This is a genomic window from Tabrizicola sp. T74, from assembly GCF_057219935.1.
On sequence record NZ_JBXVVT010000002.1, the window covers coordinates 169248 to 194577 of the forward strand.

The following is a 25330-nucleotide window of genomic DNA, read 5'->3' on the forward strand; positions in this document are numbered from 1 at the left end:
TTAAGAAAAGGTTTAAACTTCCACTTGGTGACGCGCCAGTGACAAAATCTTCTCTTCGCGCCTTTCCGCCTAGATTTTCGTCCCCACGCGGGCCTGGACCATATGCATAGCGGTCTCGACCTCGTGCCAGGCGGTGCGGGCCATGGATCGGAACACCATGATCTCAACCGCATGATCGCCCGTGCGCAGGATCACCACGTTCATGTGGTTCAACTGCGTGCGCACTGCCCGGCCCACCGGAAAGGCCGCGAGCCGCAGGTCGATGGGCACCCAGCGCGCCAGCACATCCGCCACACCTGCCCCCGCGACGGACAGGACCGTCCAGCCGTCCGACTGGTCCGTCACCGCCGCGCCCTCCAGTGCCGGGCACTCAACGCCCACCAGAAAGGCCTGCTCGCGCCCGGTCCAGACGATCCGCGCGCCCTTCTTCTCGGCGAAAGTGTTCGGTTCGGGCATCGCCAGCCCCAGCGGCTTCAGCCCCTTCGCCACCGCCTTTGCCCCACCCGGGAATACCGCGATCGAGGTGATCGGCCCCACGTCCACTTCGGCAAGGGTGACGGTCCCGACCGTCAGGCTGCGCCCCTCAAGGGCGGATTTTGCGATCAGTTCAGGCACGCAGCTTCTCCCCTTCCGGGTCGTGGAACACCGGGTTCATGACCTCGCAGATCACGTCGACGCCCCGCAGATGGTCGACCAGCCGCACCTTCGCGCCATACCGCGCCCGCCCGTCCTTGAGGAACGCCAGCCCCAGCCAGGCCCCGACAGTGGGCGACCAGCAGACGCTGGTGACATAGCCCTGGTCGGTTTCGCGATGCACCTCGGCCCCCGGCACGAACAGATGCGCGCCCGCCGAAATCGGCGCGATGGCCTTCAGGCCGACCAGCTGCTCGCGCTCCGGCCCCCACATCCCGGGCCGCGTCGCCGCCGCCTTGCCGATGCAGTCCTTCTTGGCCGACACCATCTTCTCCATCCCGATGTCATGCGCCGTGACCCGGCCATGAATCTCGGCATGCGTGATGAAGCCCTTCTCGATCCGCAGGACGTTCAGCGCCTCCATCCCGTAAGGCCCGCCGCCCATCGTCTCGGCCCGGGCCACCAGGTCACGGAACAGCGCCTCGCCATAGCGGGTGGGCACAGCCAGTTCATACCCCTCCTCGCCACTGAACGAGATCCGGAACAGCCGCCCGTCCACGCCCCCGATCCGCACCGGAGCGACCCCCATGAAGGGCAGGTCTACCGGAGTTTCCAGGAAGGAATTCACCAGCGCCCGCGCCTTCGGCCCCGCAACCGCAAACTGCGCCCAGGACTCAGTCACGGAGATGAACCGCACCTGCCAGTCCGCGCAGAAGGCCTGATGGACGAAATCCAGATGCCGCATCACCAGCCCCGCCGCGGCGGTGGTGGTGGTCATCAGGTAATGGTCCTCGCCCAGCCGGGCCGAGGTGCCATCATCCAGCACCAGCCCGTCATCGCGCAGCATCAGCCCATAGCGGACCCGACCTACCGGCAGGGTGCTGAAGGTGTTCGTGTATACAAAGTCCAGGAACTTGCCCGCATCCTTGCCCTGAATGTCGATCTTCCCCAGCGTGGACACATCGGCGATCCCGACTGCCTGCCGCACCATCATCACTTCCCGGTCGCAGGCCTCGCGCCAGGTCGTCTCACCGGGCTTCGGGAAGAACGACGGCCGGTACCACAGCCCCGCCTCGATCATCGGTGCGCCCCGGTCGCGGCTGGCCTGGTCGGAGGTCAGGAACCGCTGTGGCGCAAAGCCTTCGGCCCGCCCCCCGGCCCCCATCGCGGCGATGGACACCGGAACATAGGGCGGCCGGAACGTCGTCACCCCCGTCTCGGCAATCCCCCGCCCCGTCGCATCCGCCAGCACCGCCAGCGCCGCGACGTTGGAGTTCTTCCCCTGATCCGGCGCCATCCCTTGCGTCGTGTAGCGCTTCATGTGCTCGACCGACCGGAAGCCCTCCTGCGCCGCCAGCTTCACGTCCTTGGTCGTCACGTCATTGGCAAAATCGAGCCAGGCCCGGCCCTTCCCCTCCACTGCCCACAAAGCCTTCAGGCGATACGGCATGTCCTCAGCCTCCGGGACGGCGACGGACACCTTACGCCCAAGCGCCTCCACCGCCCGCAAAGCCGCAGCATGTCCGGAGGACAGCGCGCCGTAGGTCGACATCGTCCCATTCGCGGCCCCCACCGCGACCAACCCCGGCACCGCGCCCTCCATCGGCACGAAGGCCGCAAGGTCCTCGCTCCAGCGCGGACGACCGTTCATGTGGCAAGTCAGGTGGATCGTCGGGTTCCAGCCGCCCGACATGGCCAGGCAGTCGGTCTCGATCTCGATGACCTCCGAGCCCTTCCGCACCTGGGTGCCCGACAGCCCAAGCCGCCCACGGCTGCCGACAACCTCGGCCCCCACATGTACCGGGCAATCCTCGACGGCGCTTGCATCGGGCCGCGGGTCGATGATCGCGGCCACCGTGACCCCCGCCGCCATAAGCTCCCGCGCCACGCCCCTCGCCGCGTCGTTGTTGGCAAACAGCGTCACCCGCTTGCCCGGTACCACGCCATAGCGGTTGAGGTAGGTCCGCACCGCCGAGGCCATCATGATCCCCGGCCGGTCGTTGTTCTCGAACGCCACCGGCCGCTCCAGCGCGCCCGCAGCTAGCACCGCATGCTTCGCTACGATCCGCCAGAAACACTCGCGCGGCAGGTTCGGGCGCGCGGGCTTGTGCAGCCCCACCCGCTCCAACGCGCCATAGGTGCCGTGGTCATAGGCGCCCGTCACCGTGGTCCGGGCCATGATCCGCACGTTCGGCAGCGCCTGCAGCTCTGCCACCACCGAGGCCACCCACTCACCCGCAGGCAGACCCCCGATGGTCCCACCATCCGACAGAAGCCGCCCGCCCAGCGCATGGCTCTCCTCGCACAGGATCACATCCGCGCCAGCGCGCCCGGCGGTCAGCGCGGCCATCAGGCCGGACGGCCCCGAGCCGATCACCAGCACGTCGCAGAAGGCAAAGGCCTTCTCGTAGGTCCCGAGGTCATGCTTGCCCGACAGGCTGCCAAGTCCCGCCGCCCGGCGGATCAGCGGCTCGTAAAGTCCCTCCCAGAAGGCACGCGGCCACATGAAGGTCTTGTAGTAGAACCCCGCCGACAGGAAGGGCGAGAGGTAATCGTTCACCGCCAGAAGGTCGAACCGCAACGACCCCAGCCGGTTCTGCGACTGCGCCACCAGCCCCTCGAACACCTCCTGCATCGTCGCGCGGACGTTCGGCGTCTGGTTCGACGGACCCACGACCTCGACCAGCGCATTCGGCTCCTCCGACCCAGCGGTCAGGACGCCCCGAGGCCGGTGATACTTGAACGACCGCCCCACCAGCCGCACGTCATTGGCCAGCAGCGCCGAGGCGAGCGTATCCCCCTTGTACCCCGCGTAATCCTTCCCGTCGAAGCGGAAGCGGACCGGCTTCGTCCGGTCGATCAGCCCCTTGCCGTCGATCCTCATGCCTTCCGCTCCACGACCAATTCCGCCCCAAGGATTTCATGCGTCACCGTGCTCCGCGTGACCAGCAGCCACTGCGAACACCCCGCCTCGTGATACCAGAGATCCTTCGTCACCCCCGCCGGATTGTCCCGCAGGTGCAGGTAGTTGTCCCAAGCGGCAGGTTCGGCACCCTCCGAGGGCCGGTGCAGATAATCCTCCGCCCCATAGTAGTAGAACTCCCGCCGGTCCCGTTCACCGCAAAGGGGGCAAGTCAGGCGCATCAGTTGGCCTCGCAGTCTTCGATGAAAGTGATCTCTTCCAGAATGGTGAGATCAACTTGTTGATAGGACATCCGGACGCTCATTCTGTATTCGCGGTCCAGCAGGTCTCTCCAGCTCGGAAGACCACATACCGCGTCCTTCATCTTTTCGCCCGCGTCTCCGGCCGGCTTTCCTTCAACCGCCGTCTGCAGAAACAGCCGATTCAAGTCCTGCTTGAGTTCGACGAACCTTAGGCCTGCAGGAAGCGCCAAGTCTTCCAGTTCCTTTACTGCTGACTGGATGTCCTCGCAGTCCGGCTGACCCAGATCGCGTCCGAACGGACACTCGCCCAGGATGTTCGCGTGCGCTGGAGCAGCAGCGATCAGCAAGAAGGCGATCGACCGCATCTCATCACCTCAATGCAGGTTGTGCTGGCTGCCGGTGCCTTCTTCGTCCAGAAGATGCCCCGTCGCAAAGCGGTCCAGCCGGAACTTCCGCGCCACCTCATGCGGCTCGCCTGTCGCCATCAGATGCGCCATGCACCAGCCGGACGCCGGCACCGCCTTGAACCCCCCGTAGTTCCAGCCGCAATCGATGAAGAGGCCATCCACATGCGTCTTGTCGATGATGGGGGACCCATCCGGCGACATGTCCATGATCCCGCCCCAGGACCGCAGTACCTTGGCCCGGCCGATCATCGGCATCAGGGTCATGCCCGCTTCCATCACATGCTCGACCATCGGCAGGTTCCCCCGCGCCGCATAGGAGGCATAGAAATCGAGGTCACCGCCAAACACGAGTCCCCCTTTGTCCGACTGGCTGATGTAGAAGTGCCCCATGCCGAAGCTGATCACATGGTTGATCACCGGCTTCAGCCCCTCGGTCACAAAGGCCTGCAGGATGTGCGACTCAATCGGCAACCGCATCCCCGCCATCGCCGCGACCTGAGACGACCGCCCCGCCACCACGATCCCGACCTTCTTCGCCCGGATCGACCCTCGAGTCGTCTGGACGCCCTTCACGACCCCGTTCTCGATATCGATCCCCATGACCTCGCAGTTCTGGATCAGGTCCACCCCCCGCTGGTCCGCCCCCCGCGCATAGCCCCAGGCCACCGCATCATGCCGTGCCGACCCTCCGCGCGGGTGCAGCAGCCCGCCATAGATCGGGAACCGCGTGTTGTCGAAATCGAGATACGGCAGATGCTCCCGCACCCCGTCCCGGTCCAGCAGGATCGCGTCATCCCCCTGATTTATCATCGCATTCCCGCGCCGCACGAAGGCGTCCCGCTGGCCGTCGGAATGGAACAGGTTGATCAGCCCGCGCTGCGAATGCATCACGTTGTAGTTCAGCTCGGACTCCAGCCCCTCCCACAGCTTCATCGAATGGCTATAGAACTCCGAGTTCCCCGGAAGGAAGTAGTTCGCCCGCACGATCGTCGTGTTCCGCCCGATGTTGCCGGACCCGAGATACCCCTTCTCCAAGACCGCGACATTGGTGATCCCGTGGTTCTTCGCCAGGTAATAGGCCGTGGAAAGCCCATGCCCGCCGCCCCCGATGATGACCACGTCATACTCCGCCTTCGGCGCCGGATCGCGCCAGGCGGGCCTCCAGCCCTTGTTGCCGAACAACCCTTCCGTGATGACCTTCAGGCCGGAATATCGCATGGGTGACGCCTCCTGACCCGGCCATCAAACCGGGACAGGATTGGTTATTCAAGAGCACACGCGCAAAACCTGCTCTGCCAGCGACAAAACGTGTCGCAAGCTGTGCGAGCTGCTTACAGCCCCTTCGACCGGTAGGTTTGGGCCACCCGACCGATGGAAACGATATAGGCCGCGACCCGCAGGTCCTCGACGTCCTGGCGGCTGTGCCAGACCTCGCGCATCGCCTGGTAGGCCGTCCGCATCGTGTCATCGAGCCCCGACCGCACCAAGGCCAGTTCGTCCGACCCGGTCAGGAAGCGTTCCTTGAAATCCTCGGCCAGGGACCAGCCAAGGCCCTTGTCCGACGACAGCCGCTCCAGCTCCTCGACCAGCAGGCGTGACCGAGCCTCTTCGGCCCGACGCTGCATCCGGCCGAACCGGATGTGGGACAGGTTCTTCACCCATTCGAAATAGCTGACCGTGACCCCGCCGGCGTTGGCATACATGTCCGGGATGATGACGACGCCCTTCTTCCGCAGGATCTCGTCCGCGCCGAAGGTGATCGGGCCGTTCGCGGCTTCGATGATGAGCGGCGCCTTGATCCGGTCGGCATTGCCCAGATGGATCACCCCTTCCAGCGCCGCCGGGACCAGGATGTCGCAGGGCTCTTCCAGCACTGGCGCGCCGTCGGGGACATGGGTCGCATTTGGGTAGCCTGCCAGCAGTCCACCGTGGCGGTTCATCCACTGACGGATGTCCTCGACGTCCAGCCCCTTGGGGTCCAGAAGCGCGCCGTCCCGCTCGATCACCGCGATGACCTTGCAGCCGTCCTCCTCGGACAGGAACTTCGCCGCGTGGTAGCCCACGTTGCCCAGGCCCTGCACGATCACCCGCTTGCCGTCCAACCCGCCGGTCAGCCCTGCCTTGCCGATGTCCTCCTTGTGCCGGAAGAACTCGCGCAGGGCATACTGGACGCCCCGCCCTGTCGCCTCGACCCGGCCCTGGATGCCGCCCGCGTGCGGAGGCTTTCCGGTGACACAGGCCTTGGCGTTGATGTCCGTCGTGTTCATCCGCGCATACTGGTCGGCGATCCAGGCCATCTCGCGCTCTCCCGTCCCCATGTCGGGCGCGGGCACGTTCTGCGCCGGGTGGATCAGGTCGCGCTTGATCAGCTCATAGGCAAAGCGCCGGGTGATCTGTTCCAGCTCATGCTCGTCCCATTGGCGCGGGTCGATGCACAATCCGCCTTTCGATCCACCGAACGGCGTTTCCACCAAAGCGCATTTGTAGGTCATCAGCGCCGCCAGCGCCTCGACCTCGTCCTGGTGAACCGACAGCGCATAACGGATGCCGCCCTTCACGGGTTCCATATGTTCGGAATGCACCGACCGGTAGCCGGTGAAGGTCTCGATCTTGCCGCGCAGGCGCACCCCGAAGCGCACCGTGTAGGTCGAGTTGCAGACCCTGATCTTCTGTTCCAGGCCTGGGCTCAGGTCCATCAACTTCGCGGCCCGGTTGAACATTAGGTCAACTGACTCGCGGAAACTCGGCTCTCCTGACTGCTGCATCCCGTCCTCCCAAACAGGTCGCGCGCCACTCTGGCGGCATCGCCGGCACGCTACGACCGGGGCGTGGAAGTGGAAACCCGAAAACCACAGGAACGGCAGAATTCGGGACCGGTCCGGAAGACCGACTTTGCGAATCGGTCAGGCGGGAAATCCTTTCCAAGGCGTGAACGCGACCGAAAATTTTCACGCTGCCGGATCAACGGGCGAGATAACCCTAGATTGTTTCCGGATTGTGGCGATATGGCCGCTTTGCCTGAGCGTTTGCCTTACTTCTGCCTGAAGTCGTGCTTAACTGTCCGCTTGGGGACCCGTCTGTTTTGCCGGGCTGCTGTTAGTGATGGATCGAGACATGTTTGAACAAGCTGCCAAGCGTTCATATTCTGCGCGCCTCCTCCAGAAGGTAAAGGACTTCCAGTCCGACGAACGCGGGGGGATCACGATGTTCGTCCTGTTCCTCTTCGTGTTGATGATCCTCGCGGGCGGCATCGCCATCGACGTCACGCGCGCCGAGATGCGTCGCGTCACCTATCAACAGACCTTCGACCGTGCAGTCCTTGCGGCCTCGAACATCACTCTGCCCCCGGAGCAGTCGCCGGTCTCGATCGGTCAAAACTGGTACGACATCGCGGGCCTCGGCGATCGGCTCACCGTCGATTTCGCGACGCCGACCATCACCGGTGAGGCGACCAACAGCTCGCGCAGGACGACTTTCTCGGGCAGTGTCCGGTCGTACAACCATTTCATGCACATGCTGGACATCCCCTACTTCGACATGCCGGTGACCTCCGCCGCACAGCAGGGCGTGTCGAAGATCGAGGTCATCATGGTCCTCGACATCACCGGCTCGATGGGGGAATCCTCGGGGTCGACCACCAAGATCGCGGCGCTGCGCCAGGCAGCGACGAACTTCGTCAACATTCTCAAGTTCAACCGCGACGCGGGCGGCAACTACACGATCCCGAAGGACCCGAACAACCTGATCTCGATCGGGATGGTGCCGTATTCGTCGAACGTGAACATTCCGGTCAACCTGCGCAACCAGTTCACCGTCTCGCACCTTTCCTGGTGGGACGGGGTCGCGAACCAGGGCGTGCAGAACCCGCCCATCAACTGCTTCGAGATCCCTGAAAGCACTTATGGCACGCTTGCCCTGTCGCGGACGAACCCGATCCCGATGCAAGCCGTCGCTCAGACCGCCGCCAGCGCGCCGGGCGTGGGGACGATCACCCTTCCGGCAGCCAACAACGCGAACGGCCAGAACGGTGGCTTACTGCAGTTGAACTATACGGCCCCTGCCATTCCCAGCAAGAACACCAACAGCTTCACCTGCAACCACGGTGACAACTTCGCCACTGGAACCGATGAAAGTGGATCGAACCTGATTGCCCTGCCGTCGACCAGCATCGACGCGCTCAAGACGCAGATTTCGCAGCTGAATCCGCGCGGCACCACGTCCATCGCGGTTGGGATGCGCTGGGGCACGGCGCTGATCGACGAATCCGCGCGCCCGATCTACACGTCCCTGCTGGGCGGGACCATGGCTGGCCGCCCCGCCAACAACACCGACAATGAAACCCGCAAGATCATCGTGCTGATGACCGACGGTACCCACGTCGCCAGCAGATATGTACTCGACGCCTACAAGTCCGGTCCGTCGCCGATCTGGCGCGGTGCCGATGGCCGCATGGCAATCGAGTACAACGACAGCGGCGTCGGTCTGAACGGCGGCCTGCGCCCGGGCCTGAACCCGACCGGCAACCCGCGCAACAGCTGCTCGGGCTGGTCGCTGGCGAATACCGTCGTCAACGGCAACACCGTCCGGCGCAACTTCTTCGTCCCGCACCTGAAAGCCAACTCTGTTGTCAGAACAACCGATCCCAACCGCGCGGAAGGCAACGGCAACTCGGGCACGGCCGTCACCGGCGCCTGCGATCCGCGCGCCTGGCTTGCTCCGGTCAACGGGGCGCCGACCTGGCCCGGCAGCGGCGCTGTCCGTCGCCTGGATTGGTCGGAAGTCTGGCGCTTTGCCTCGGTCGACTGGGTGATCGAGCAGCTCTACCTCCGCTCGAACGTGGTCGGCGCCACGAACTACAACACCGTCTACAACACCATGGTTGGCAACTACCTGCAGGGCACCACGAACATGGACAACCTGCTGAACGCCAACTGCACCGCCGCCAAGCAGGCCGGGGTCGAAGTGTTCGGGATCGTGCTCGGTGACGACGTCACCATCGGCCCGGTCCAGAACTGTTCTTCGCCCGGCACCGGCTACTTCTACAATGTGACCAACGCCGACAACCTCAACGCGGCCTTTGAACAGATCGCCGTGCTTATCTCGGAACTGAGGCTGACCCAATGAGCGCATTCCGCCGGTACCTCAAGGACGATTCTGGAACGACGCCGATCGAGTTTGTCTTCGTCTTTCCGATTATCTTCCTGATCTTCACTGCATCGTTCGAAAGCAGCATCTACATGGCGCGCTACACCATGTTTGACCGGGCGGTCGACATTGTGGTGCGCCAGCTGCGGCTGGGGAACATGCGCGATGCCTCGCACCAGCAGCTGAAGGAACGTATCTGCACGGCCGGACTGATGGCCAGTTCGCGGGCCGACTGCATGAACAAGATGAGGATCTGGATGCAGCCGGTGAACACCGCAAACTTCGTGATGGCTGCGCCTCCGGTAGCCTGTGTGGACCGTGCCAGCGACGTCAACGACGCCGAGCCGCCGGCAAACGAATACACCACGGGGACCGACAACGACATCATGCTGATGCGCATCTGCCTGAAGGAATGGCCGATGTTCCCGACCTCGGGGATCAGCGTGAAGATGCCGACCCAACCGGACGGATCGGTCGCCATGATCGTGACCACCGTCTTCGTCAACGAACCGATGTGACCGACATGCGCAAACTCAAGCACCGTTTTGGCACTTTCCTTCGAGATGAAGATGGCTTGCTCCTTGCCGAAGGGCTCGTGTCGCTGCCGCTCATCATCTGGGCCCTGGTGGCGTTGTTCATCTACTGGGACGTGTTCCGCACGATCAACGTCACGCAAAAGGCTGCCTACGGCGTGGCCGACCTCCTGTCGCGCCAGCGGGCCGAGTTGTCGGTGAATTTTGCCAATGGCCTGCAAGAGGTGGTCGACTTCCTGACCCCGGGTGGCCATCCTGTGAGCGTGCGGATCACCAGCTTCGAGTGTATTGCACCTTCCGGCCCGGGCTGCACCACGTCCAATGGTAGCTACCGGCTGCTGTTCTCCTTCTCGCCGGAAGGGAAGGCTACGCTCCTGAACGAGACGCACATCCAGAACTGGCGGACGGCAAACAAGATCCCGGTGCTGGCAAACGGCGAAAGCGTCTTCGTGGTCGAAACGGAAGTGGCCTTCAAGGCCCAGCTACAGACCGCGATCGCCGGCTTCATGGTCGGGGTGGAAGACGCGAAGTACGGCCAGTTCATCGTGACCAAGCCGCGTCATCGTCGTCTCTGCCTCGAAGGCACCAACACCTGCAACAACTGAACTGTTCGCTGAGCAGTGCTTTCCCCCGCTGAAATGTCCGGATAGGCTCTGGGCGTTTCAGCGGGGTGGTCATGCGAACAATCTGCCTTCTTGTCCTTGGCGTCCTGACAGCCTGCGCCCCGTTTCCCGCGGTTGACGAGGCCCTCGGCCCGGATACCGACCCGCCGCCGCTGCTCTTGCCGATCAACGGCCTGATCGCGCAGGGCCAGGCCTCCGATGCCGATCCCGGCCCTGCGCTTGCCGCCCGGGCCGCCCGCCTGAAGGCCCGCGCCGCCGCGCTCCCGGCCGCTTCCCCTCCGACCTGACGGCGTTGCACCCCGCGCGGCTTCCGGCTAACAGACGCAAGCCACAAACTGCCAAAGGTTCCCCGATGTCCGCAGCCCCCTTGCGTCTTGGTCTTGCCGGTCTCGGGACGGTCGGCATCGGTGTCGTCAAGATCGTCCAGGCCCATGCCGACCTTATCGCCGCCCGCGCCGGTCGCCCCGTGACGATCGCTGCCGTCTCGGCACGCGACCCCAAGAAGAATCGCGATGCGGACCTCTCGGCCTATGCCTGGGAAACCGACCCCGTCGCCCTGGCGAAACGCCCCGACATCGACGTCTTCGTCGAGGTGATGGGCGGTCACGAAGGCGCGGCCAAGGACGCGACCGAAGCCGCCCTCGCCGCTGGCAAACACGTCGTCACCGCCAACAAGGCACTGCTCGCCCACCACGGCCAGGCCCTCGCCGAACAGGCCGAGGCCGCGAACCTTGCCCTGCGGTTCGAGGCCGCCGTCGCGGGCGGCATCCCCGTCATCAAGGCCCTGACCGAGGGTCTTGCCGGCAACCGCATGAAGCGCGTCATGGGCGTGATGAACGGCTCCTGCAACTACATCCTCACCCGGATGCAGGCCGAGAACCTGCCCTACGAGACCGTCTTCGAGGAAGCCCGCCAGCTTGGCTACCTGGAAGCCGACCCCAACCTCGACGTGGGCGGCATCGACGCGGGCCACAAGCTCTCGCTCCTCGCTTCAATCGCCTTCGGGACCCGCGTCGCCTTCGACGCCGTGGAACTGGAAGGCATCGGCAATGTCTCGATCGACGACATCCGCCTGGCCGAGGACATGGGCTACCGCATCAAGCTTCTGGGCGTGGCACAAATGACCGGCCGCGGGCTGGAACAGCGCATGACTCCCTGCCTCGTCCCCGCCGACAGCCCGCTTGGCCAACTGCAGGGCGGCACCAACATGGTCGTACTCGAAGGCGACTCGGTCGGCCAGGTCGTCCTGCGCGGACCGGGAGCCGGGATGGGCCCCACCGCCAGCGCCGTGATGGCCGATGTGATCGACATTGCCCGCGGCTTTCGTCTGCCGACCTTCGGCCAGCCTGCGAGCACCCTGACCGCCGCCCAGCCCGCCCGCGCCGCGACGCCCGCGCCCTATTACCTGCGCATGACGCTCCTCGACAAACCCGGGGCGCTGGCGAAGATCGCCACCTGCCTTGGCGACGCCGGCGTCTCCATCGACCAGATGCGCCAATACGGCCACCAGGGCGCAAATGCCCCGGTTCTGATCGTCACCCACAAGGCCGCCCCTGACGACGTCGCCCACGCCATGACCCGCTTCGCCGCAACCGGCGTGCTGGTCGGGGACCCGGTGGCAATCCGGATCGAGGAAGTCTGACGGCTTGACATTCCTCTCGGTCAGACCCGAGGCTTGCATTGTTGGTTCAGGGTTTGGGAATATCATGCGGCCATTGCTTCTGATGCTCCTCTGCGCCGCACCGGCCCATGCCGATCCGGTCGCGGGCACCGATGATCCCGCCTTCCGCAAACCTTTCGAGCGCGCGTTGCAGACCGACGACCCGCTTGCGCTGATCGAATTGCACCGGGCCGCCTGGGCTGGCAACACCGCAGCACTCCTGACTCTTCCAGCAGCACTGGATTGGTTCGCCAAGGATGTGCCGTCGACCGTGCGGCAACAGATTTTCATGATCGATGGCGTTCCTTTGTTCGACGTCCTCTTCAAGGCCGACCCAGTCGCCGCCGCCTGGGGGTTGCAGGGTGGTGTCGGCAGATCGGACATGGATGACCTCCTTGACCGCGCCTACACCCTTTATGCAGCAGGCGAGGCGGCAAAGGGCACCGCGCTATTCCTGACCTGGGAAAGCCAGACACAAGCCTACACGCCTTTGCCGCCGGGGTTCTTCGACCAGCCCGTGCCGGACTGGGCCATCGCCCTACACGTCCAGGACAGGCTGACATATTTAGGTGGTGACTATCCCGCTGCAGCCGAAGTCCTGGTGGCCGAACGATTGAAACTGGACGATCCTGCGGGATGGATGGGGCTGGCCCTGTATTCGGGTTTGCATCTTCCGCCCGAGAACCGGGGCAAGGTCGATCAGCAGCGCATCGATCGGATCCTGTCCGCGGCCGGCTACACGCCGATCGATGGCTTGGCGCGCATGACCGAGGTGATCCCCGTCCTGCAGGTGTTGCGCCCGCCCGTCCCGGTGCTGAACGCCGAGACCGCACTTGCGGCGACAGCGGTCCTGGCCCAGGAACCAGAGTTCGTCCCGCTGACAGCGTTCTGCGAAGCACGCTGCCCCACCTCGACACCTACCTGTGCCATTGCCTATGTCGCGGCCTTTGGCCACCCGTACGACAATGGCCTCGATGCGCAGCCCTTCGTCGCGCTTATCTCGCCACAGGATTTCTTTGCGTCACCGCGCGGGCAGAAGGTCTTCCTGCAATCTACCCACCGCCTCAGTGGTACCGACCGTGCTGAATCCCCTGTTCAGTCAGCCCTGCGCAAGATCGACGCCTGCCTGGCGGACGCGATCCTCACCTCGCCGCGCTGACTGTTAGCGCCACCATCCTTGCCGCGCCGCAAACCCCCGGCTAAACGGGGAAAAACCCCGAGGGACCCATGTCAGAAAAATCGCAATTCCAGGATCGTCTCCTGTCCCTCGGCCTTGGCCGGGTGTCGGAAGCCGCCGCCCTCGCCTCTGCCCGCCTGATCGGGCGCGGCGACGAAAAGGCCGCCGACCAGGCCGCCGTCAACGCGATGCGCGACCAGCTGAACCTCCTCGACATCAAGGGCGTCGTCGTTATTGGCGAAGGCGAACGCGATGAGGCCCCGATGCTCTACATCGGCGAGGAGGTCGGCACCGGCCAGGGACCGGAGGTCGACATCGCCCTCGACCCGCTCGAAGGCACCACCCTCACCGCCAAGGACATGCCGAACGCCCTGACCGTCATCGCCATGGCCCCGCGCGGCACGCTCCTCCACGCGCCCGACGTCTACATGGACAAGCTTGCCATCGGCCCCGGCCACAAGCCCGGCACCGTGACGCTCGCCATGTCCCCCTCCGAACGCGTCTCAGCGCTCGCCGCCGCCAAGGGCTGCTCGACCGAAGACATCACTGTCTGCATCCTTGACCGCCCAAGGCATGAGGACCTGATCGCCGAAGTCCGCTCCACCGGCGCGGCGATCCGCCTCATCACCGACGGCGATGTCGCGGGCGTCATGCACTGCGCCGAGCCCGAGATCACCGGCATCGACATGTACATGGGCTCTGGCGGAGCCCCCGAAGGCGTGCTGGCCGCCGCCGCGCTGAAATGCATGGGCGGGCAGTTCTTCGGCAAGCTTCTGTTCCGCAACGAGGACGAACGCGCCCGCGCCCGCAAGGCCGGCATCACCAACTTCGACCGCGTCTACACCCGCGACGACCTGGTGCGCGCCGATGTGATCTTTGCCGCGACGGGGGTGACGAACGGCTCCCTCCTCGCCGGGATCAAGCGCGATCCGGGTTGGGTGACGCTGGAGACGATCCTGATGCGCTCCAAATCCGGTTCGATCCGCCGGATGACCTACAAGACCCCGGTGAAGTAGGTCGGGGCCAGCCCCGACACCCCCCGTAGGTCGGGGTTCACCCCGACTCCTGTAGGGTGGGCAATCTGCCCACCGCCCGCGTAGGGTGCGGCTCACAGCGCACCATTCCACTACATGAACGCCAAAGCCACGCCTCTCGCAGTCCCGCCATCATTGCTAACACCCCGGAAACCATCCCCTTAACATTCAGTAAACGCCCACGAGCAACTCTTTGCTCCCAAAGCATATTCCAGAAATGTCCACCGTGGACACCCCACACCCCCCTTGCCAGGCCGCCCCCTTTCCGGCACCCCTAGCCGCATGACCCCCTTCCTGAACGTCGCCCAATCCCTCACCGGCCGCCGCTGGACCGGCCCCGACCCCACCCAGGACCGGCTGGCCGAGGGGATGGCCCAGCAGACCCGCCTCCCCCTCCCCCTCTGCCGCGTCCTCGCGGCCCGGGGGGTGACGCCCGAGGACGCCCCCGCCTTCCTCGCGCCCTCCCTCCGCGACCTCATGCCGGACCCCCTCACACTGAAGGACATGGGGACCGCCGCCGACCGCCTCCTTCAAGCCGTTGCCCGCCGCGAAAGGATCGCCATCTTCGCCGACTACGACGTCGACGGCGGCTCCTCTGCCGCCCTCCTCCTTGTCTGGCTCCGCCACTTCGGCCTCCCCGCGACCCTCTACATTCCCGACCGCATCGACGAGGGCTACGGCCCCAACATCCCCGCGATGGCCCAGCTTGCCGCAGCCCACGACCTCATCCTCTGCGTCGATTGCGGGACCCTGTCCCATGAGCCCATCGCCGCCGCCAAGGGGGCGGACGTGGTCATCCTCGACCACCACCTGGCCCTAGAAACCCTCCCCTCGGCCCTGGCCATCGTGAACCCCAACCGCCAGGACGAGGACGGCACGCTCGCCCATCTCTGCGCGGCGGGGGTGGTCTTTCTTCTCCTCGTCGAGGCGAACCGGCGGCTCAAGCAGCAGGGCCAGCAGACCCCCGACCTGATGGCCCTCCTCGACCTCGTGGCCCTCGCCACCGTGGCCGACGTCGCCCCCCTGACCGGCCTCAACCGCGCCTTCGTCCGGCAGGGGCTGAAGGTCATGGCCCGCCGCGACCGCCCCGGGCTGCGCGCGCTCGCCGATGTCGCGCGGATGGACCAGGCCCCCACCCCCTACGCCCTGGGCTTCCTGCTCGGCCCCCGGGTCAACGCAGGCGGGCGCATCGGTCAGGCCGACCTTGGCGCGCGGCTGCTGGCGACCGACGACGAGATGGAGGCCGCCCGCCTTGCCGCCCGGCTGGACCAGTTGAACACCGACCGGCGCGAGATCACCGAACGGGTCCGCGAGGATGCCCTCGCCCAGGCCGAGGCGCGGGGACTGGACGCGCCGCTGGTCTGGGCGGCCGCCGATGGCTGGCACCCCGGCGTGGTCGGCATCGTGGCCGCCCGGCTGAAAGAGGCGGCGAACCGCCCCTCGGTCGTGATCGGGTTCGAGGGCGATGTCGGCAAGGGCTCGGCCCGGTCGGTCCCCGGTGTGGACCTGGGCGCCGCGATCCAGCGTGTCGCGGCCGAGGGGCTGATCGAGAAAGGCGGCGGGCACAAGATGGCAGCAGGCCTGACCCTGACCCGTGCGCAGCTGGAACCGGCCATGGCCCGCCTCTCCGACCTCCTCGCCCGCCAGGGTGCGGGTGTAGCCGGGCCGCAGGACCTGCGGATCGACAGCCTTCTGGCCACCAGTGCCGCAACGGTCGCCCTGGTCGAAGAGATCGAGAATGCCGGACCCTTCGGCGCCGCCGCCCCCGCCCCGCGCTTTGCCTTTGCCAATGCTGCCGTCACCTGCCGCCGCATCGGCGAAAGCCACCTGAAGATCTCGGTGTCCGACGGATCGGGCCCCGCGCTGGACGGCATCGCGTTCGGAGCCTTCGACGGCCCGCTTGGCCCCTGCCTGGAAGGCGCCGGCCACCGGCGTTTTCACCTGGCTGGAAAGCTGGAGCTGAACCACTGGAACGGCCGCACCCGGGTGCAGCTGCGCCTTGACGACGCGGCACCGGCATAGACCCGCATTTTTCCTCTTGCGGAACCCCAGCGCAGATTCTACACACCGCGCACCGAAAGCGTGGCCCGTTCGTCTATCGGTTAGGACACCTGGTTTTCAACCAGGTAAGAGGGGTTCGACTCCCCTACGGGCTGCCACCTTTTCCTGTCTTTCCTTTCTGTTCAAAGGCTTGCGGGGTCGGCTTGCCTAGCCTTTCGGGTGGGTTGGTCAATTTCTGTGCTGCTTTCACGCCCGTAGCAGGCACAAGCGCCTTGTCGGCCGGCTTGGCCCGGTTCGCTTTCTTGACGTAGGCCCCGCCCTCATTCGACGTCGCATGGGCGATGAAGCTCATGATCCCGAGATCTCAGCCCCCGGCGTCCGCGATTCTCGTCGCCTGCCTCTTCCGCAACTCCTGGGCCGAACATTGGGGAAGTCCGGCGGCGCTGCGTTGATCCTTGAACCAGTTGCCACACGATTCGACCCTGTAGGTCCGCCCCTGCTGATGGGTCAGGAACAGCATCTGTTCCTTGGGCAGCACCTCGATTTCGCGCGCCAACTCTGGCAGGATCTCGTCACCTAAGCCGGTCTTGTGCCGCCGATAGCTTATTCTGTCTTCCCGGACGTTCTGCGAGCCCAGGCGCACCACGTCCTGCCGCGCCGCCCTGGTGTTTAGGATCAGAAACGCTGCCAAACGCGCCTTTGTCCCCGGTCCTTCGTGGGCAAGGAAGTGACTGATCTCGGCCTCGGTCCACGTTTGGTACCGTCTGGGCTTCCCTTGCGCCGATCGGCGTGGCGGGCAGCAAGCGCCCCGATGTGGTACTTGCCAGCCTTGGTCCTGAACCAATCCGGCTCGCGGCGGATCGATGACTTCCGCACACCTGTTCAATTCAGGTATTTGGGGCTGCGCAGGATCTGCTCGATTAGCTAAGCCTGGGTTCCATAGAGCGCGGTTGTTTGAATGACTGGCGCTTTTGCGCCTTTCAAGCCGACCGCATTGGTAGCACGAAATTCGGCTGAGCCCTATGCACCGGGTGCCCCATCGAAAGCACCTACACCAAACCCCCGCCCCGCGCGGTCAGCCAGGCCGCCTAATCCAGCCACTACGATCCGGCCTTCGGCTCTGTCTCTGCCTGCGAGGCTTTGGGACCGACATAAGTCGCCCGTGCCGGTCAGTGCGAAATATGGATGTGCCGCCCCTTGTGGCCCTGCTGGCTTAAGTTGCCGCTATCGTGGCCCCCCTTCGTCAGCACGAAGGTCAGGTCGCAATTGGCGAAGAGCTTCGTACTATTGAAGGATCGCCACGGCGCGAAAAGGACAGCTCCGGGGTCTCCGATCGCGATGTCGTCCGCTGCCAAGATTGGCCGTGCGTGTCGCGCTCGTCGCACTGGCACCTGCGGGAACCTGAACGCGGTGTGATCAGCATGACCGACTTACGAACCGTCCTGATCCTGGGGCTTAGCCAATCAGCTTAGGCCAGACGCGCCTGACCGACCTTGACCCGGCGCAGCGGGATCGAGCTTTCGATCGAGGCCACGCCCGGCAGCTTGGTGAACTTGCCGACCAGAAACCGCTCGAACTCCGCCAGACCGCTGGTTGCGATGCGCAGGAGGTAGTCGCGGTTGCCGGTCATCAGCCAGCAATCCACCACTTCGGGAAAGGTCTGGATCGCCGCTTCGAACTGCATCAGGGCCTCATCGACCTGCTTGTCCAGCTTCACCGAGACAAACACCGAAAAGCCGTAGCCAAGCGCCGCTTCATCAATCCGGGCCGAATATCCGGCGATGATGCCGGCATCTTCCATAAGCCGGATCCGCCGGGCGACGGGCGACGGACTTAATCCAACCGTATCACTGATGTCATTGACCGTGGCGCGGCCATTTTTCTGCAGGACGCGAAGGATCGAAAGGTTCAGTGGGTCGACGTTGGCTGATTGCATTCCCAATCCCCTCCGTTTTGGTGATTATCGCTAAAGTACATCATCCTGATAGCAGATAAAGGCAAAAACACGCGCGCGCTTGGCGCTAGTGTCATCCTGGAACAGCAAGGGGCCAATCCGCCATGATCGTAGCTGAGGCGCAGCATCTGAAGACGGTCGAGCAGCGCCTGTTGTGGCTCTCGCACTGGATGATCCACCATGCGAACCACATCCGACCCAAAGTGGACGGGATAAAGACCGGGGGGCATCAGGCCTCGTCCGCGTCGATGGTGTCGATCATGACGGCACTGTACTTCTCGGCCCTGCGGCCAGAAGACAGGGTCGCGGTCAAGCCGCATGCGGCCCCGGTGCTGCATGCGGTGCATTACCTGATGGGTACCCAAACCCGCGAGCGGATGGAGAACTTCCGCGGCTTTGGCGGGGCGCAAAGCTATCCCAGCCGCACCAAGGACCAGATCGATGTGGATTTCTCCACCGGCTCGGTCGGGCTTGGTGTGGCGATCACCGCCTTCGCCTCGCTGGTGCAGGACTATGTCCGGGCCAAGCCCTGGGGCGAAGGTGTGCGTGCAGGCCGGATGGTTGCGCTGGTCGGGGACGCCGAACTGGACGAGGGCAACGTCTACGAGGCGCTGCAGGAAGGCTGGAAGAACGGGTTGCGGAACTGCTGGTGGATCATCGACTACAACCGCCAGTCTCTGGACGGGGTGGTGCATGAAGGGCTGTGGAGCCGGGTCGAACGGATCTTCGAAGCGTTCGGCTGGGACGTCGTGCGGGTCAAGCACGGCCGTCTGCAGCGCGCCGCGTTTCAGGAACCGGGCGGCGATGCCCTGCGCCAGTGGATCGACGACTGCCCCAACCAGCTTTACGCGGCGCTGACCTTCATGGGCGGTGCGGTCTGGCGCAAGCGGTTGATGGACGATCTGGGCGATCAGGGTCCGGTCTCGGCCTTGCTCGCGCGGCGCAGCGATGCGGAACTTGCGGCGCTGATGGAAAACCTGGGCGGCAACTGCGTGGACACGCTGGCCGAAACCTTTGCCGCCATCGGCCACGACCGACCGGTCTGCTTTCTTGCCTATACGGTGAAGGGCTGGGGGACGCCAATCGCCGGGCACAAAGACAACCACGGCGGGCTGATGACCAAAGCGCAGATGGCGGACTGGCAGGCGCATATGGGGGTGCCGGAGGGCCGGGAGTGGGACCGCTTCGCAACGGTCAGGGACCCCGGTGCGCTGCAGGCTTTCCTGGACCGGGTGCCGTTCTTTCAAGGCGGCCCGCGCCGCCTGGAGGATGGCACGGTGGCGGTGCCGGAGATCACCCTGGCCCCTGAGCGCCAAATCTCGACCCAGATGGCTTTTGGCAAGATCCTGGATGATCTGGGCAAGGGCGACAGCGAACTTGCGCGGCGGATCGTAACGACCTCGCCCGATGTCACGGGAACGACCAACCTTGGCCCCTGGGTCAACCGGCGCAAGCTGTTCGCGCGGACAGCAAGGGCCGATACGTTCCGCACCGAAAGGATCGCATCGACCGCGAAATGGGAGTTCGCACCGGACGGCCAACATATCGAATTGGGCATCGCCGAGATGAACCTGTTCCTGCTTTTGGGGGCCGCCGGGCTGTCGCATGCGCTGTTCGGCAAGCGGTTGATACCCATCGGCACGGTCTACGACCCCTTCGTGGCGCGCGGCCTCGATGCGCTGAACTACGCCTGTTATCAGGATGCGCGGTTCATGATCGTTGGCACCCCGTCAGGCGTGACACTGGCCCCCGAGGGCGGGGCGCATCAGTCGATCGGCACGCCACTGATCGGCATGGCGCAGGATGGGTTGGCCGCCTTCGAGCCCGCCTTTGCCGATGAGTTGGCAGTCATCATCAACTGGGCCTTCGGCTATCTGCAGCGGTCGGGCGACGGCGATCTGGACGAGCGCACCTGGCTGCGGGATGAGACCGGAGGCTCCGTCTATCTGCGGCTGAGCACCAATCCGATCGAACAGCCGGGTCGCAGGGTGGATCAGGCCTTTGTCCAAGGGGCGATTGACGGGGGCTACTGGCTGCGCAAGCCAGGACCGAACTGCGAGGTGGTCATCGCCTATCAGGGCGTTGTCGCCCCCGAGGCGATCCGCGCGGCGGGCTTGATCGGCGGCAGCCGGCGCGACGTGGGGGTGCTGGCGGTGACCTCGGCGGACCGGCTTAATGCCGGGTGGACGGCGGCGCAGCGGGCAAGGGCGCGCGGGCGGCGTGATGCTCGGTCTGCCGTCGAGACGCTTTTGCAGGATCTGCCGCCGCATTGCCACGTGGTGACGGTGATCGACGGCCATCCGGCGACGCTGGCCTGGCTTGGCGGAGTCTGCGGGCATCGGACCATCCCGCTGGGCGTCGAGCATTTCGGGCAGACCGGCACGATTGCCGAGCTTTACGATCACTTCGGCATCTCGGCCGAACGCATCGTCGAGAAGGTGTCGGGCCTCACGGCGGGACGACCCACGGCTTTCAAGGCCGGGTAAGTCGAGGACAGTCTAGGTCTTCGCCTCGTCCGGGCGCGCGTCGATGCCGTAGTCGTGTAGCTTACGGTAAAGCGTGGGCCGGGAAATCCCCAGGGCCTTGGCCGTGCTGCTGAGGTTGCCGCGATTCTGGGCCAGCGCACTTTCGATCAACAGCACCTCGGCCATGCGCAGGGACACCGATCCGGCGTGCAGCCGTTCATGAGTGGCCAGAAGCGACGGATCTACCGGGTCGGGCGCCGGGGCGGTCACCGCGCGGGGCAGGTCGGCCAGCGTGACATGGCGCGACTTTGCCAAAGCGTGCAGGCTGATTATCGCGTTGCGCAACTCACGGACGTTGCCTGGCCAGGAATGGGCGAGAAGCGCCGCCTCGACCTCTTCGCCGAAGATCAGAAAGTCGCGCCCGGTCTCGCGCGCGAGCTTGCGGTTGTAGTATTCGGCGATCAGCAAAACGTCGTCGCCCCGGTCCTGCAAGGGCGGGATCGTCAGCACGGTGCTGCTAAGCCGGTAATAGAGGTCGCGTCGGAACCGCCCCGCCTCGATCTCGGCCTGCAGATTGCGGTTGGTCAGCGACAACAGGATGAGGGAGTCGTTCGGACGCTCGGGTCCGCTTAGCCGGATGAGGCGTTCTTCGAGATGGCGCAGGAGGAGCGTCTGGTTTTCTGGGTGAAGCTCTCCGATCTCGTCTAGGCAAAGCAGCGGGCCTGAACTGGCGTCGTCGGAAGCCTGAAGGCGGCTGCGGAAGACGCTTTCGGTTACCGCACCACAGTTGATCGTGGTGAAGTCGGATTTGCCGGGCGGCGCGATGCGCGCATGGATCAGTCGGGCGAAAAGCTGCTTGCCGACACCGGTCTGGCCTTCGATGAGGATGGCGGCGTCCGTCAGGTCGACCCGGCTGGCGGTGTCCAGGGCTTCGAGGATCGCCGGGCTGCCGCCGACGATGGTCAGGTTGGTGTCCGGAATGGCTACTCCGGGCAGGTCGGGCGTGGCCTGCCGTGACATGGGGGCGGGGCGCGGGTGGGAAAACGCACCAGGCTGATGGAAGACGAGGGCCGCGCCCTTCATGTTGCCGTCGACCTTCAAGAGGCGGATGTCCTGGCAGCGCAGGCCTTCGGGCAGGGCGCGCAGGATCATTTCCTCGGACAGCCCGTCCGGGAGATCGAGGAACTTGGCGCCAAGCCCCAGGCCATGACCCAACTTTGGCACCGTCTCGTTGCAGTTGCTGTTGAAGATCAGTCGTCCGAAGCGGTCGATGATCGCGAGGCCATCATTGGCCCCCAGAGACTTCGGGAAATGCCCGATCGTCTCTTCCATCAGGCGCATGTTCAGCAGGGACTGTTCCTGGGCGATGGCCACCTCGATGTCGCGGGCGGCAGTGGCGGCGAAGGCGGCATTGTGCTTCTGGAAGATCGCGGTCAGCCCGCTGAGGTTGATGACGCCGATGATCGACTGATCGACCGGATCGCGGATCGGGGCGGCGGCGCAGCTCCAGGCTTTCATCCCTTCGCAGAAATGCTCGTCCCCATGCACATAGACAGGCGATCCCATGAAAAGCGCCGTTCCGATGCCGTTGGTGCCTGCGGCGTCCTCACTCCAGACGCCGCCGACTGTCAGGTTGATCTTGCGGGCCTTGTTCAGCGTCGAGGTGTCGCCGACCGTGTCGAGGATCACGCCCTTGCGGTCGGTCAGGATCAGCATGACTTCCGCACCCGACAGTAGGGTGCCGATGTGGTTCATCGATGCCAGCGTCGCACGCCGCAGCTCGGCATTGTCATGCGCCGACTTGTCGATGGGGAGACGACCTTCCATCACCGGTGCGGCGAACTGTTCGGGCTTGACGCCGACGGTATTGGACCGTTGCCAGGACTGGTAGATGACCGACCGGACCCCCTTCAAGGGAAGGCTTGGCGCATTGCGGTTGGCAAGAAAGCGGTTCCACGCCTTTGTCGTCTCGCGCGGGTCGAACGTGGCAAAGTCGAACCCGAGATCCGAGCCCGAACTGCGCGAGTGCTCATTCGAACTCATGGTTAAATCCCCTCCCGTGGATTTAATTCGCGCCACTTTCACAGTGGCAAGAACAGCCCTTCTGCATCTTTACGGCTTATCGGAATGGCAGATGTCACTGGATCCCAAGTCTTTGCTTGATATCGCGGGCCAATTCTTCCTCAGGATAGTCACGATTGATCGCCCGGCCGGCCAGATCCCCGATCTTGGTCTGCAATTCCAGAGCAAGCGGGCTGAAGAACCCGTTTTCAGCCGAAGCAATCAGAAAGCGGACTGCTCCGTCGACCCGCTTCAGTTGGCCCAGGAAATGGACCTGGACCCCGGAATTGGCGTCGGCCACCACGACCCGTCCATTGGTGCTGATCCGAAGATAGGGTTCGGGATCGTCGGCCACCCGCGGTCTGGCCTGGTCGACGATGATCAGCCCCTCCGGCTGCGGCGGCGGTGCAGCGCGTCTGGCCTTGTCGGCAGAGTACTTGCCGCCGCTCAGCGTGTCGGCCAGCTTTTCGATGGTGCCCCAGTTGCGTTGCAGGTGCTGCCGGGCCTGCACATCCTCTGCGCGCGGACCCGTCTTCTTGGAAAAGATGTCCAACCCCGTTCCTCCCCGCTGCCGTCGTTCGGTGACTTTGGTCGCATTATTTTTGGGCGGTATGCGAACACGTTAACACAAGGCGCGGGTTAGCCCCGACTTATTGTTTTCCGCGGCATCAACCCCGCCGATCTGTAACAGAGCGTTACACTTTCCCGACCTGGAATCCGTGGTCAGTTTTGCCGGGTCTTCCCGCCCGCCGCCCCCTTCGCCCCCATGCGCCCTTCGCTGATCCAGCGCGCGGCCAGGACGAAGGCGCCGGTGGCGAACTCCCTGCCATGAGCGGCGATCATCTCTTCGCCGACCTGGGCAATGCGCTGAAAGAACGCGTCCTTGCTGCGCTCTTCCTCGGTCAGCTCGACGGTCTGCGGGTGCGGCATGATGGTCATCCTTTGGTGGGTTTGAACATGGCTTCGGGGAACTCGACGAGGGCTGCAGTTCCGTCTGCGCCGGCCAGGGCGAGGAAGTTCCCGCAGCCGGACCAGGCCAGCGCACGGATCGCCGCCCCGGTGTTTTCGCGCAGCAAGATCTCGGTCGGCTGGCCGATTTCTGCCAGGCTCACGAGGCCGTTCGCGTAGCCGACCGCGACAAGGTTGCGCGTGGGGCAGGTGGCGATCGCGTCGATCAGGATGAGGCCGGACTTGCCCGAGATCAGGTTCTCGCGCCCGGTCAACGACCATGCGGCGGGCCGATAGGCACCGGAAGCCACGACGGTCTGCCGGGCCAGGTTGAACCCGACCGAGCGGACCGGGGCGGGAAAACTGCCGAAATGCTGCAATTCGCTGCCATCTGCCGTGAGAAGGCAGAAACCGTCGCTCTGCAGCAGGACGGCAAGATGGGTGCCGTCGTCACTCCACTGCACTGCGGCGGGGATTGCGGGCAGCGGGATGTCGCGGGCGGACGGGGTCGGCCCAAGCGTCCAGAGCAGCATCCCCGCCGCATGGGCCACCGCCAGAGTGCCGCCGTCGGGGCTGAAGGCGATGGCGTGGACCGGAGCCGGCTGCGGTAGGGCCGCATCGTCTGTGCCGCTGCCGACCTGGACGACCGCGCCGTCAGACCAAGCGATGACGGCATCATCCGTACGGGCCGCGACAGCCCGGATCGGCCCCGTTGCACGCTGCGGCACGTGGACCGAAAGCCCGCCGGGGGTCAGCGTGTTGATCCGTCCGCTGTCCTTGGCAAAGAGGAAGTTCGTCGGCCCATGCCGCCCTATCGTCGAGCTTCGCCCGTCGGTGTGGTCAGCCATGCGCAGGGGGGGCACGTGACCCTCTCTTGGCGCGATGGTCACACGTCCGGTGTCCACCGCGCGGCGGGTGCGCTGGTTGGGCGAGGATTTGTCGCTGGTGCCGGAGAGATGAATGCTGCCATCGGCACAGCCAAAGGCGACGGCAGTGTTGGAGGCATTGAACAACACCTCAGTCGTCGGCGAGGGCAACTGCCACTCTCGGGCAATCAGGTCGAAAAGTTGCAGATGCGCGCGCTCGTCCTTCATGGTCATGTCCCTCAGGCTTGGCAAAGTCGGCTGATGTCGGCATCGATCTTGGCGAGGATGTCTTCCATCCGCCTGATCTCGCCCTCGGTTTCCGCAAGCACTGCCTTCGCGGCGCGATCCTCGCCTTGCAGGACGTCCAGAGCCCGCAGCCGGCGGTCATCTTCGGGCTCTTCACCCAGATCGCGTTCCGCAACCATCAGCTCGATCTCCTTGCCGGCCACCCGCTGACGGCGACTAAGAAGCTTAGACGTCTCCTGGCTTAGCAGAATGACCAGGGCGACCCGCATCCGCTGCAGCTCTGCCATCTGGATCGTAAAGTCGTTCGCGTCATTCATGGTTGCTTCGATGACTTTCCCACGGGGCAGCCCGCCAACATGCACTCTAGGGATTGGGCCCAGCTTTTTGCATCGAAACTGAAAGTGTAATGATC

At 64.9% G+C, this 25330-nt stretch carries 23 protein-coding genes and 1 tRNA gene; 10 read left to right on the forward strand and 14 right to left on the reverse strand.

The features are described 5' to 3' along the window. Positions 1 to 69: 69 nt before the first annotated feature. From AC2EAL_RS07530 to AC2EAL_RS07555, 6 genes are all read right to left on the reverse strand, one after another. Positions 70 to 615 (reverse strand): sarcosine oxidase subunit gamma, encoded by a 546-nt coding sequence (locus AC2EAL_RS07530; RefSeq protein WP_484723578.1) that lies wholly within the window; start codon positions 613 to 615, stop codon positions 70 to 72. Continuing rightward, complete coding sequence (locus AC2EAL_RS07535) at positions 608 to 3517, reverse strand: sarcosine oxidase subunit alpha family protein (RefSeq protein ID WP_484723579.1); 2910 nt, start codon at positions 3515 to 3517, stop codon at positions 608 to 610. The genes AC2EAL_RS07530 and AC2EAL_RS07535 overlap by 8 nt, the downstream gene beginning before the upstream one ends. Next, positions 3514 to 3777 carry a sarcosine oxidase subunit delta gene (locus tag AC2EAL_RS07540; protein ID WP_484723580.1) on the reverse strand — a complete coding sequence of 88 codons (264 nt, stop codon included), beginning with the start codon at positions 3775 to 3777 and terminating at the stop codon, positions 3514 to 3516. Before AC2EAL_RS07540 ends, AC2EAL_RS07535 begins: the two co-directional genes overlap by 4 nt. Beyond that, positions 3777 to 4163: a hypothetical protein gene (locus tag AC2EAL_RS07545; protein ID WP_484723581.1), complete on the reverse strand. Its 387-nt coding sequence runs from the start codon at positions 4161 to 4163 to the stop codon at positions 3777 to 3779. The genes AC2EAL_RS07540 and AC2EAL_RS07545 overlap by 1 nt, the downstream gene beginning before the upstream one ends. 9 nt (positions 4164 to 4172) lie before the next feature. Beyond that, entirely contained in the window at positions 4173 to 5423 is a 1251-nt protein-coding gene (locus tag AC2EAL_RS07550) for a sarcosine oxidase subunit beta family protein (RefSeq protein ID WP_484723582.1), read from the reverse strand. Between the two features lie 113 nt (positions 5424 to 5536). After that, a complete protein-coding gene (locus AC2EAL_RS07555; protein ID WP_484723583.1) occupies positions 5537 to 6970 on the reverse strand; it encodes a Glu/Leu/Phe/Val family dehydrogenase in 1434 nt (477 codons plus the stop codon). A gap of 349 nt (positions 6971 to 7319) precedes the next feature. On the opposite strand from AC2EAL_RS07555, the gene AC2EAL_RS07560 reads away from it, so the two are divergent. From AC2EAL_RS07560 to AC2EAL_RS07600, 9 genes are all read left to right on the forward strand, one after another. Continuing rightward, the gene (locus tag AC2EAL_RS07560; RefSeq protein WP_484723584.1) at positions 7320 to 9329 is read left to right on the forward strand and encodes a TadE/TadG family type IV pilus assembly protein; all 2010 of its coding nucleotides are present in this window, start codon (positions 7320 to 7322) and stop codon (positions 9327 to 9329) included. After that, positions 9326 to 9868, forward strand: a complete 543-nt coding sequence (locus AC2EAL_RS07565; protein WP_484723585.1) for a TadE/TadG family type IV pilus assembly protein — start codon at positions 9326 to 9328, stop codon at positions 9866 to 9868. The genes AC2EAL_RS07560 and AC2EAL_RS07565 overlap by 4 nt, the downstream gene beginning before the upstream one ends. Positions 9869 to 9873: 5 nt before the next feature. After that, a complete protein-coding gene (locus AC2EAL_RS07570) occupies positions 9874 to 10488 on the forward strand; it encodes a TadE/TadG family type IV pilus assembly protein (protein ID WP_484723586.1) in 615 nt (204 codons plus the stop codon). A gap of 71 nt (positions 10489 to 10559) precedes the next feature. After that, complete coding sequence (locus AC2EAL_RS07575) at positions 10560 to 10793, forward strand: hypothetical protein (protein WP_484723587.1); 234 nt, start codon at positions 10560 to 10562, stop codon at positions 10791 to 10793. Positions 10794 to 10858: 65 nt separating this feature from the next. Further along, entirely contained in the window at positions 10859 to 12148 is a 1290-nt protein-coding gene (locus AC2EAL_RS07580) for a homoserine dehydrogenase (RefSeq protein ID WP_484723588.1), read from the forward strand. A gap of 64 nt (positions 12149 to 12212) precedes the next feature. Next, positions 12213 to 13325 (forward strand): hypothetical protein, encoded by a 1113-nt coding sequence (locus AC2EAL_RS07585; protein ID WP_484723589.1) that lies wholly within the window; start codon positions 12213 to 12215, stop codon positions 13323 to 13325. A gap of 68 nt (positions 13326 to 13393) precedes the next feature. After that, the gene (gene glpX, locus AC2EAL_RS07590; protein WP_484723590.1) at positions 13394 to 14359 is read left to right on the forward strand and encodes a class II fructose-bisphosphatase; all 966 of its coding nucleotides are present in this window, start codon (positions 13394 to 13396) and stop codon (positions 14357 to 14359) included. Positions 14360 to 14659: 300 nt separating this feature from the next. Then, positions 14660 to 16399 carry a single-stranded-DNA-specific exonuclease RecJ gene (gene recJ, locus AC2EAL_RS07595; protein ID WP_484723591.1) on the forward strand — a complete coding sequence of 580 codons (1740 nt, stop codon included), beginning with the start codon at positions 14660 to 14662 and terminating at the stop codon, positions 16397 to 16399. A 62-nt stretch (positions 16400 to 16461) separates the two neighbouring features. Beyond that, positions 16462 to 16536: transfer RNA gene (locus tag AC2EAL_RS07600), tRNA-Glu, on the forward strand. Here AC2EAL_RS07600 and AC2EAL_RS07605 read toward each other — a convergent pair. The 3 genes from AC2EAL_RS07605 to AC2EAL_RS07615 form a co-directional block, all read right to left on the reverse strand. Beyond that, complete coding sequence (locus AC2EAL_RS07605; protein ID WP_484723592.1) at positions 16524 to 16730, reverse strand: hypothetical protein; 207 nt, start codon at positions 16728 to 16730, stop codon at positions 16524 to 16526. The two genes, AC2EAL_RS07600 and AC2EAL_RS07605, sit on opposite strands and share 13 nt — an antisense overlap. A gap of 12 nt (positions 16731 to 16742) precedes the next feature. Beyond that, a complete protein-coding gene (locus AC2EAL_RS07610) occupies positions 16743 to 17069 on the reverse strand; it encodes a site-specific integrase (protein WP_484723593.1) in 327 nt (108 codons plus the stop codon). 777 nt (positions 17070 to 17846) lie between these two features. After that, positions 17847 to 18314 (reverse strand): Lrp/AsnC family transcriptional regulator, encoded by a 468-nt coding sequence (locus AC2EAL_RS07615; RefSeq protein ID WP_484723594.1) that lies wholly within the window; start codon positions 18312 to 18314, stop codon positions 17847 to 17849. A gap of 122 nt (positions 18315 to 18436) precedes the next feature. Between AC2EAL_RS07615 and AC2EAL_RS07620 the strand changes: the two genes are divergently transcribed. Further along, on the forward strand, positions 18437 to 20818 hold the full coding sequence (locus AC2EAL_RS07620; protein WP_484723595.1) for a 1-deoxy-D-xylulose-5-phosphate synthase N-terminal domain-containing protein: 2382 nt from the start codon (positions 18437 to 18439) through the stop codon (positions 20816 to 20818). Between the two features lie 12 nt (positions 20819 to 20830). Here the strand turns inward: AC2EAL_RS07620 and AC2EAL_RS07625 are convergent, their stop codons facing one another. From AC2EAL_RS07625 to AC2EAL_RS07645, 5 genes are all read right to left on the reverse strand, one after another. After that, complete coding sequence (locus AC2EAL_RS07625) at positions 20831 to 22840, reverse strand: sigma-54-dependent Fis family transcriptional regulator (protein WP_484723596.1); 2010 nt, start codon at positions 22838 to 22840, stop codon at positions 20831 to 20833. Positions 22841 to 22934: 94 nt separating this feature from the next. Then, positions 22935 to 23369, reverse strand: a complete 435-nt coding sequence (locus AC2EAL_RS07630; RefSeq protein WP_484723597.1) for an HAD family hydrolase — start codon at positions 23367 to 23369, stop codon at positions 22935 to 22937. A 212-nt stretch (positions 23370 to 23581) separates the two neighbouring features. Further along, positions 23582 to 23797: a hypothetical protein gene (locus AC2EAL_RS07635; RefSeq protein ID WP_484723598.1), complete on the reverse strand. Its 216-nt coding sequence runs from the start codon at positions 23795 to 23797 to the stop codon at positions 23582 to 23584. Continuing rightward, positions 23794 to 24906: a WD40 repeat domain-containing protein gene (locus AC2EAL_RS07640; RefSeq protein ID WP_484723599.1), complete on the reverse strand. Its 1113-nt coding sequence runs from the start codon at positions 24904 to 24906 to the stop codon at positions 23794 to 23796. The genes AC2EAL_RS07635 and AC2EAL_RS07640 overlap by 4 nt, the downstream gene beginning before the upstream one ends. Before the next feature lie 5 nt (positions 24907 to 24911). Then, the gene (locus tag AC2EAL_RS07645) at positions 24912 to 25235 is read right to left on the reverse strand and encodes a hypothetical protein (RefSeq protein ID WP_484723600.1); all 324 of its coding nucleotides are present in this window, start codon (positions 25233 to 25235) and stop codon (positions 24912 to 24914) included. Positions 25236 to 25330 lie beyond the last annotated feature (95 nt).

Excerpts from the sequence above, each read along its gene's own strand:
- AC2EAL_RS07580 (WP_484723588.1), top strand. The coding sequence starts at position 10,859 with ATGTCCGCAGCCCCCTTGCGTCTTGGTCTTGCCGGTCTCGGGACGGTC.
- AC2EAL_RS07575 (WP_484723587.1), top strand. The coding sequence starts at position 10,560 with ATGCGAACAATCTGCCTTCTTGTCCTTGGCGTCCTGACAGCCTGCGCC.
- AC2EAL_RS07585 (WP_484723589.1), top strand. The coding sequence starts at position 12,213 with ATGCGGCCATTGCTTCTGATGCTCCTCTGCGCCGCACCGGCCCATGCC.
- AC2EAL_RS07570 (WP_484723586.1), top strand. The coding sequence starts at position 9,874 with ATGCGCAAACTCAAGCACCGTTTTGGCACTTTCCTTCGAGATGAAGAT.
- AC2EAL_RS07635 (WP_484723598.1), bottom strand. The coding sequence starts at position 23,797 with ATGACCATCATGCCGCACCCGCAGACCGTCGAGCTGACCGAGGAAGAG.
- AC2EAL_RS07645 (WP_484723600.1), bottom strand. The coding sequence starts at position 25,235 with ATGAATGACGCGAACGACTTTACGATCCAGATGGCAGAGCTGCAGCGG.
- AC2EAL_RS07625 (WP_484723596.1), bottom strand. The coding sequence starts at position 22,840 with ATGAGTTCGAATGAGCACTCGCGCAGTTCGGGCTCGGATCTCGGGTTC.
- AC2EAL_RS07640 (WP_484723599.1), bottom strand. The coding sequence starts at position 24,906 with ATGACCATGAAGGACGAGCGCGCGCATCTGCAACTTTTCGACCTGATT.
- recJ (WP_484723591.1), top strand. The coding sequence starts at position 14,660 with ATGACCCCCTTCCTGAACGTCGCCCAATCCCTCACCGGCCGCCGCTGG.
- AC2EAL_RS07555 (WP_484723583.1), bottom strand. The coding sequence starts at position 6,970 with ATGCAGCAGTCAGGAGAGCCGAGTTTCCGCGAGTCAGTTGACCTAATG.
- AC2EAL_RS07605 (WP_484723592.1), bottom strand. The coding sequence starts at position 16,730 with ATGAGCTTCATCGCCCATGCGACGTCGAATGAGGGCGGGGCCTACGTC.
- AC2EAL_RS07535 (WP_484723579.1), bottom strand. The coding sequence starts at position 3,517 with ATGAGGATCGACGGCAAGGGGCTGATCGACCGGACGAAGCCGGTCCGC.
- glpX (WP_484723590.1), top strand. The coding sequence starts at position 13,394 with ATGTCAGAAAAATCGCAATTCCAGGATCGTCTCCTGTCCCTCGGCCTT.
- AC2EAL_RS07540 (WP_484723580.1), bottom strand. The coding sequence starts at position 3,777 with ATGCGCCTGACTTGCCCCCTTTGCGGTGAACGGGACCGGCGGGAGTTC.
- AC2EAL_RS07545 (WP_484723581.1), bottom strand. The coding sequence starts at position 4,163 with ATGCGGTCGATCGCCTTCTTGCTGATCGCTGCTGCTCCAGCGCACGCG.
- AC2EAL_RS07615 (WP_484723594.1), bottom strand. The coding sequence starts at position 18,314 with ATGCAATCAGCCAACGTCGACCCACTGAACCTTTCGATCCTTCGCGTC.
- AC2EAL_RS07565 (WP_484723585.1), top strand. The coding sequence starts at position 9,326 with ATGAGCGCATTCCGCCGGTACCTCAAGGACGATTCTGGAACGACGCCG.
- AC2EAL_RS07620 (WP_484723595.1), top strand. The coding sequence starts at position 18,437 with ATGATCGTAGCTGAGGCGCAGCATCTGAAGACGGTCGAGCAGCGCCTG.
- AC2EAL_RS07560 (WP_484723584.1), top strand. The coding sequence starts at position 7,320 with ATGTTTGAACAAGCTGCCAAGCGTTCATATTCTGCGCGCCTCCTCCAG.
- AC2EAL_RS07550 (WP_484723582.1), bottom strand. The coding sequence starts at position 5,423 with ATGCGATATTCCGGCCTGAAGGTCATCACGGAAGGGTTGTTCGGCAAC.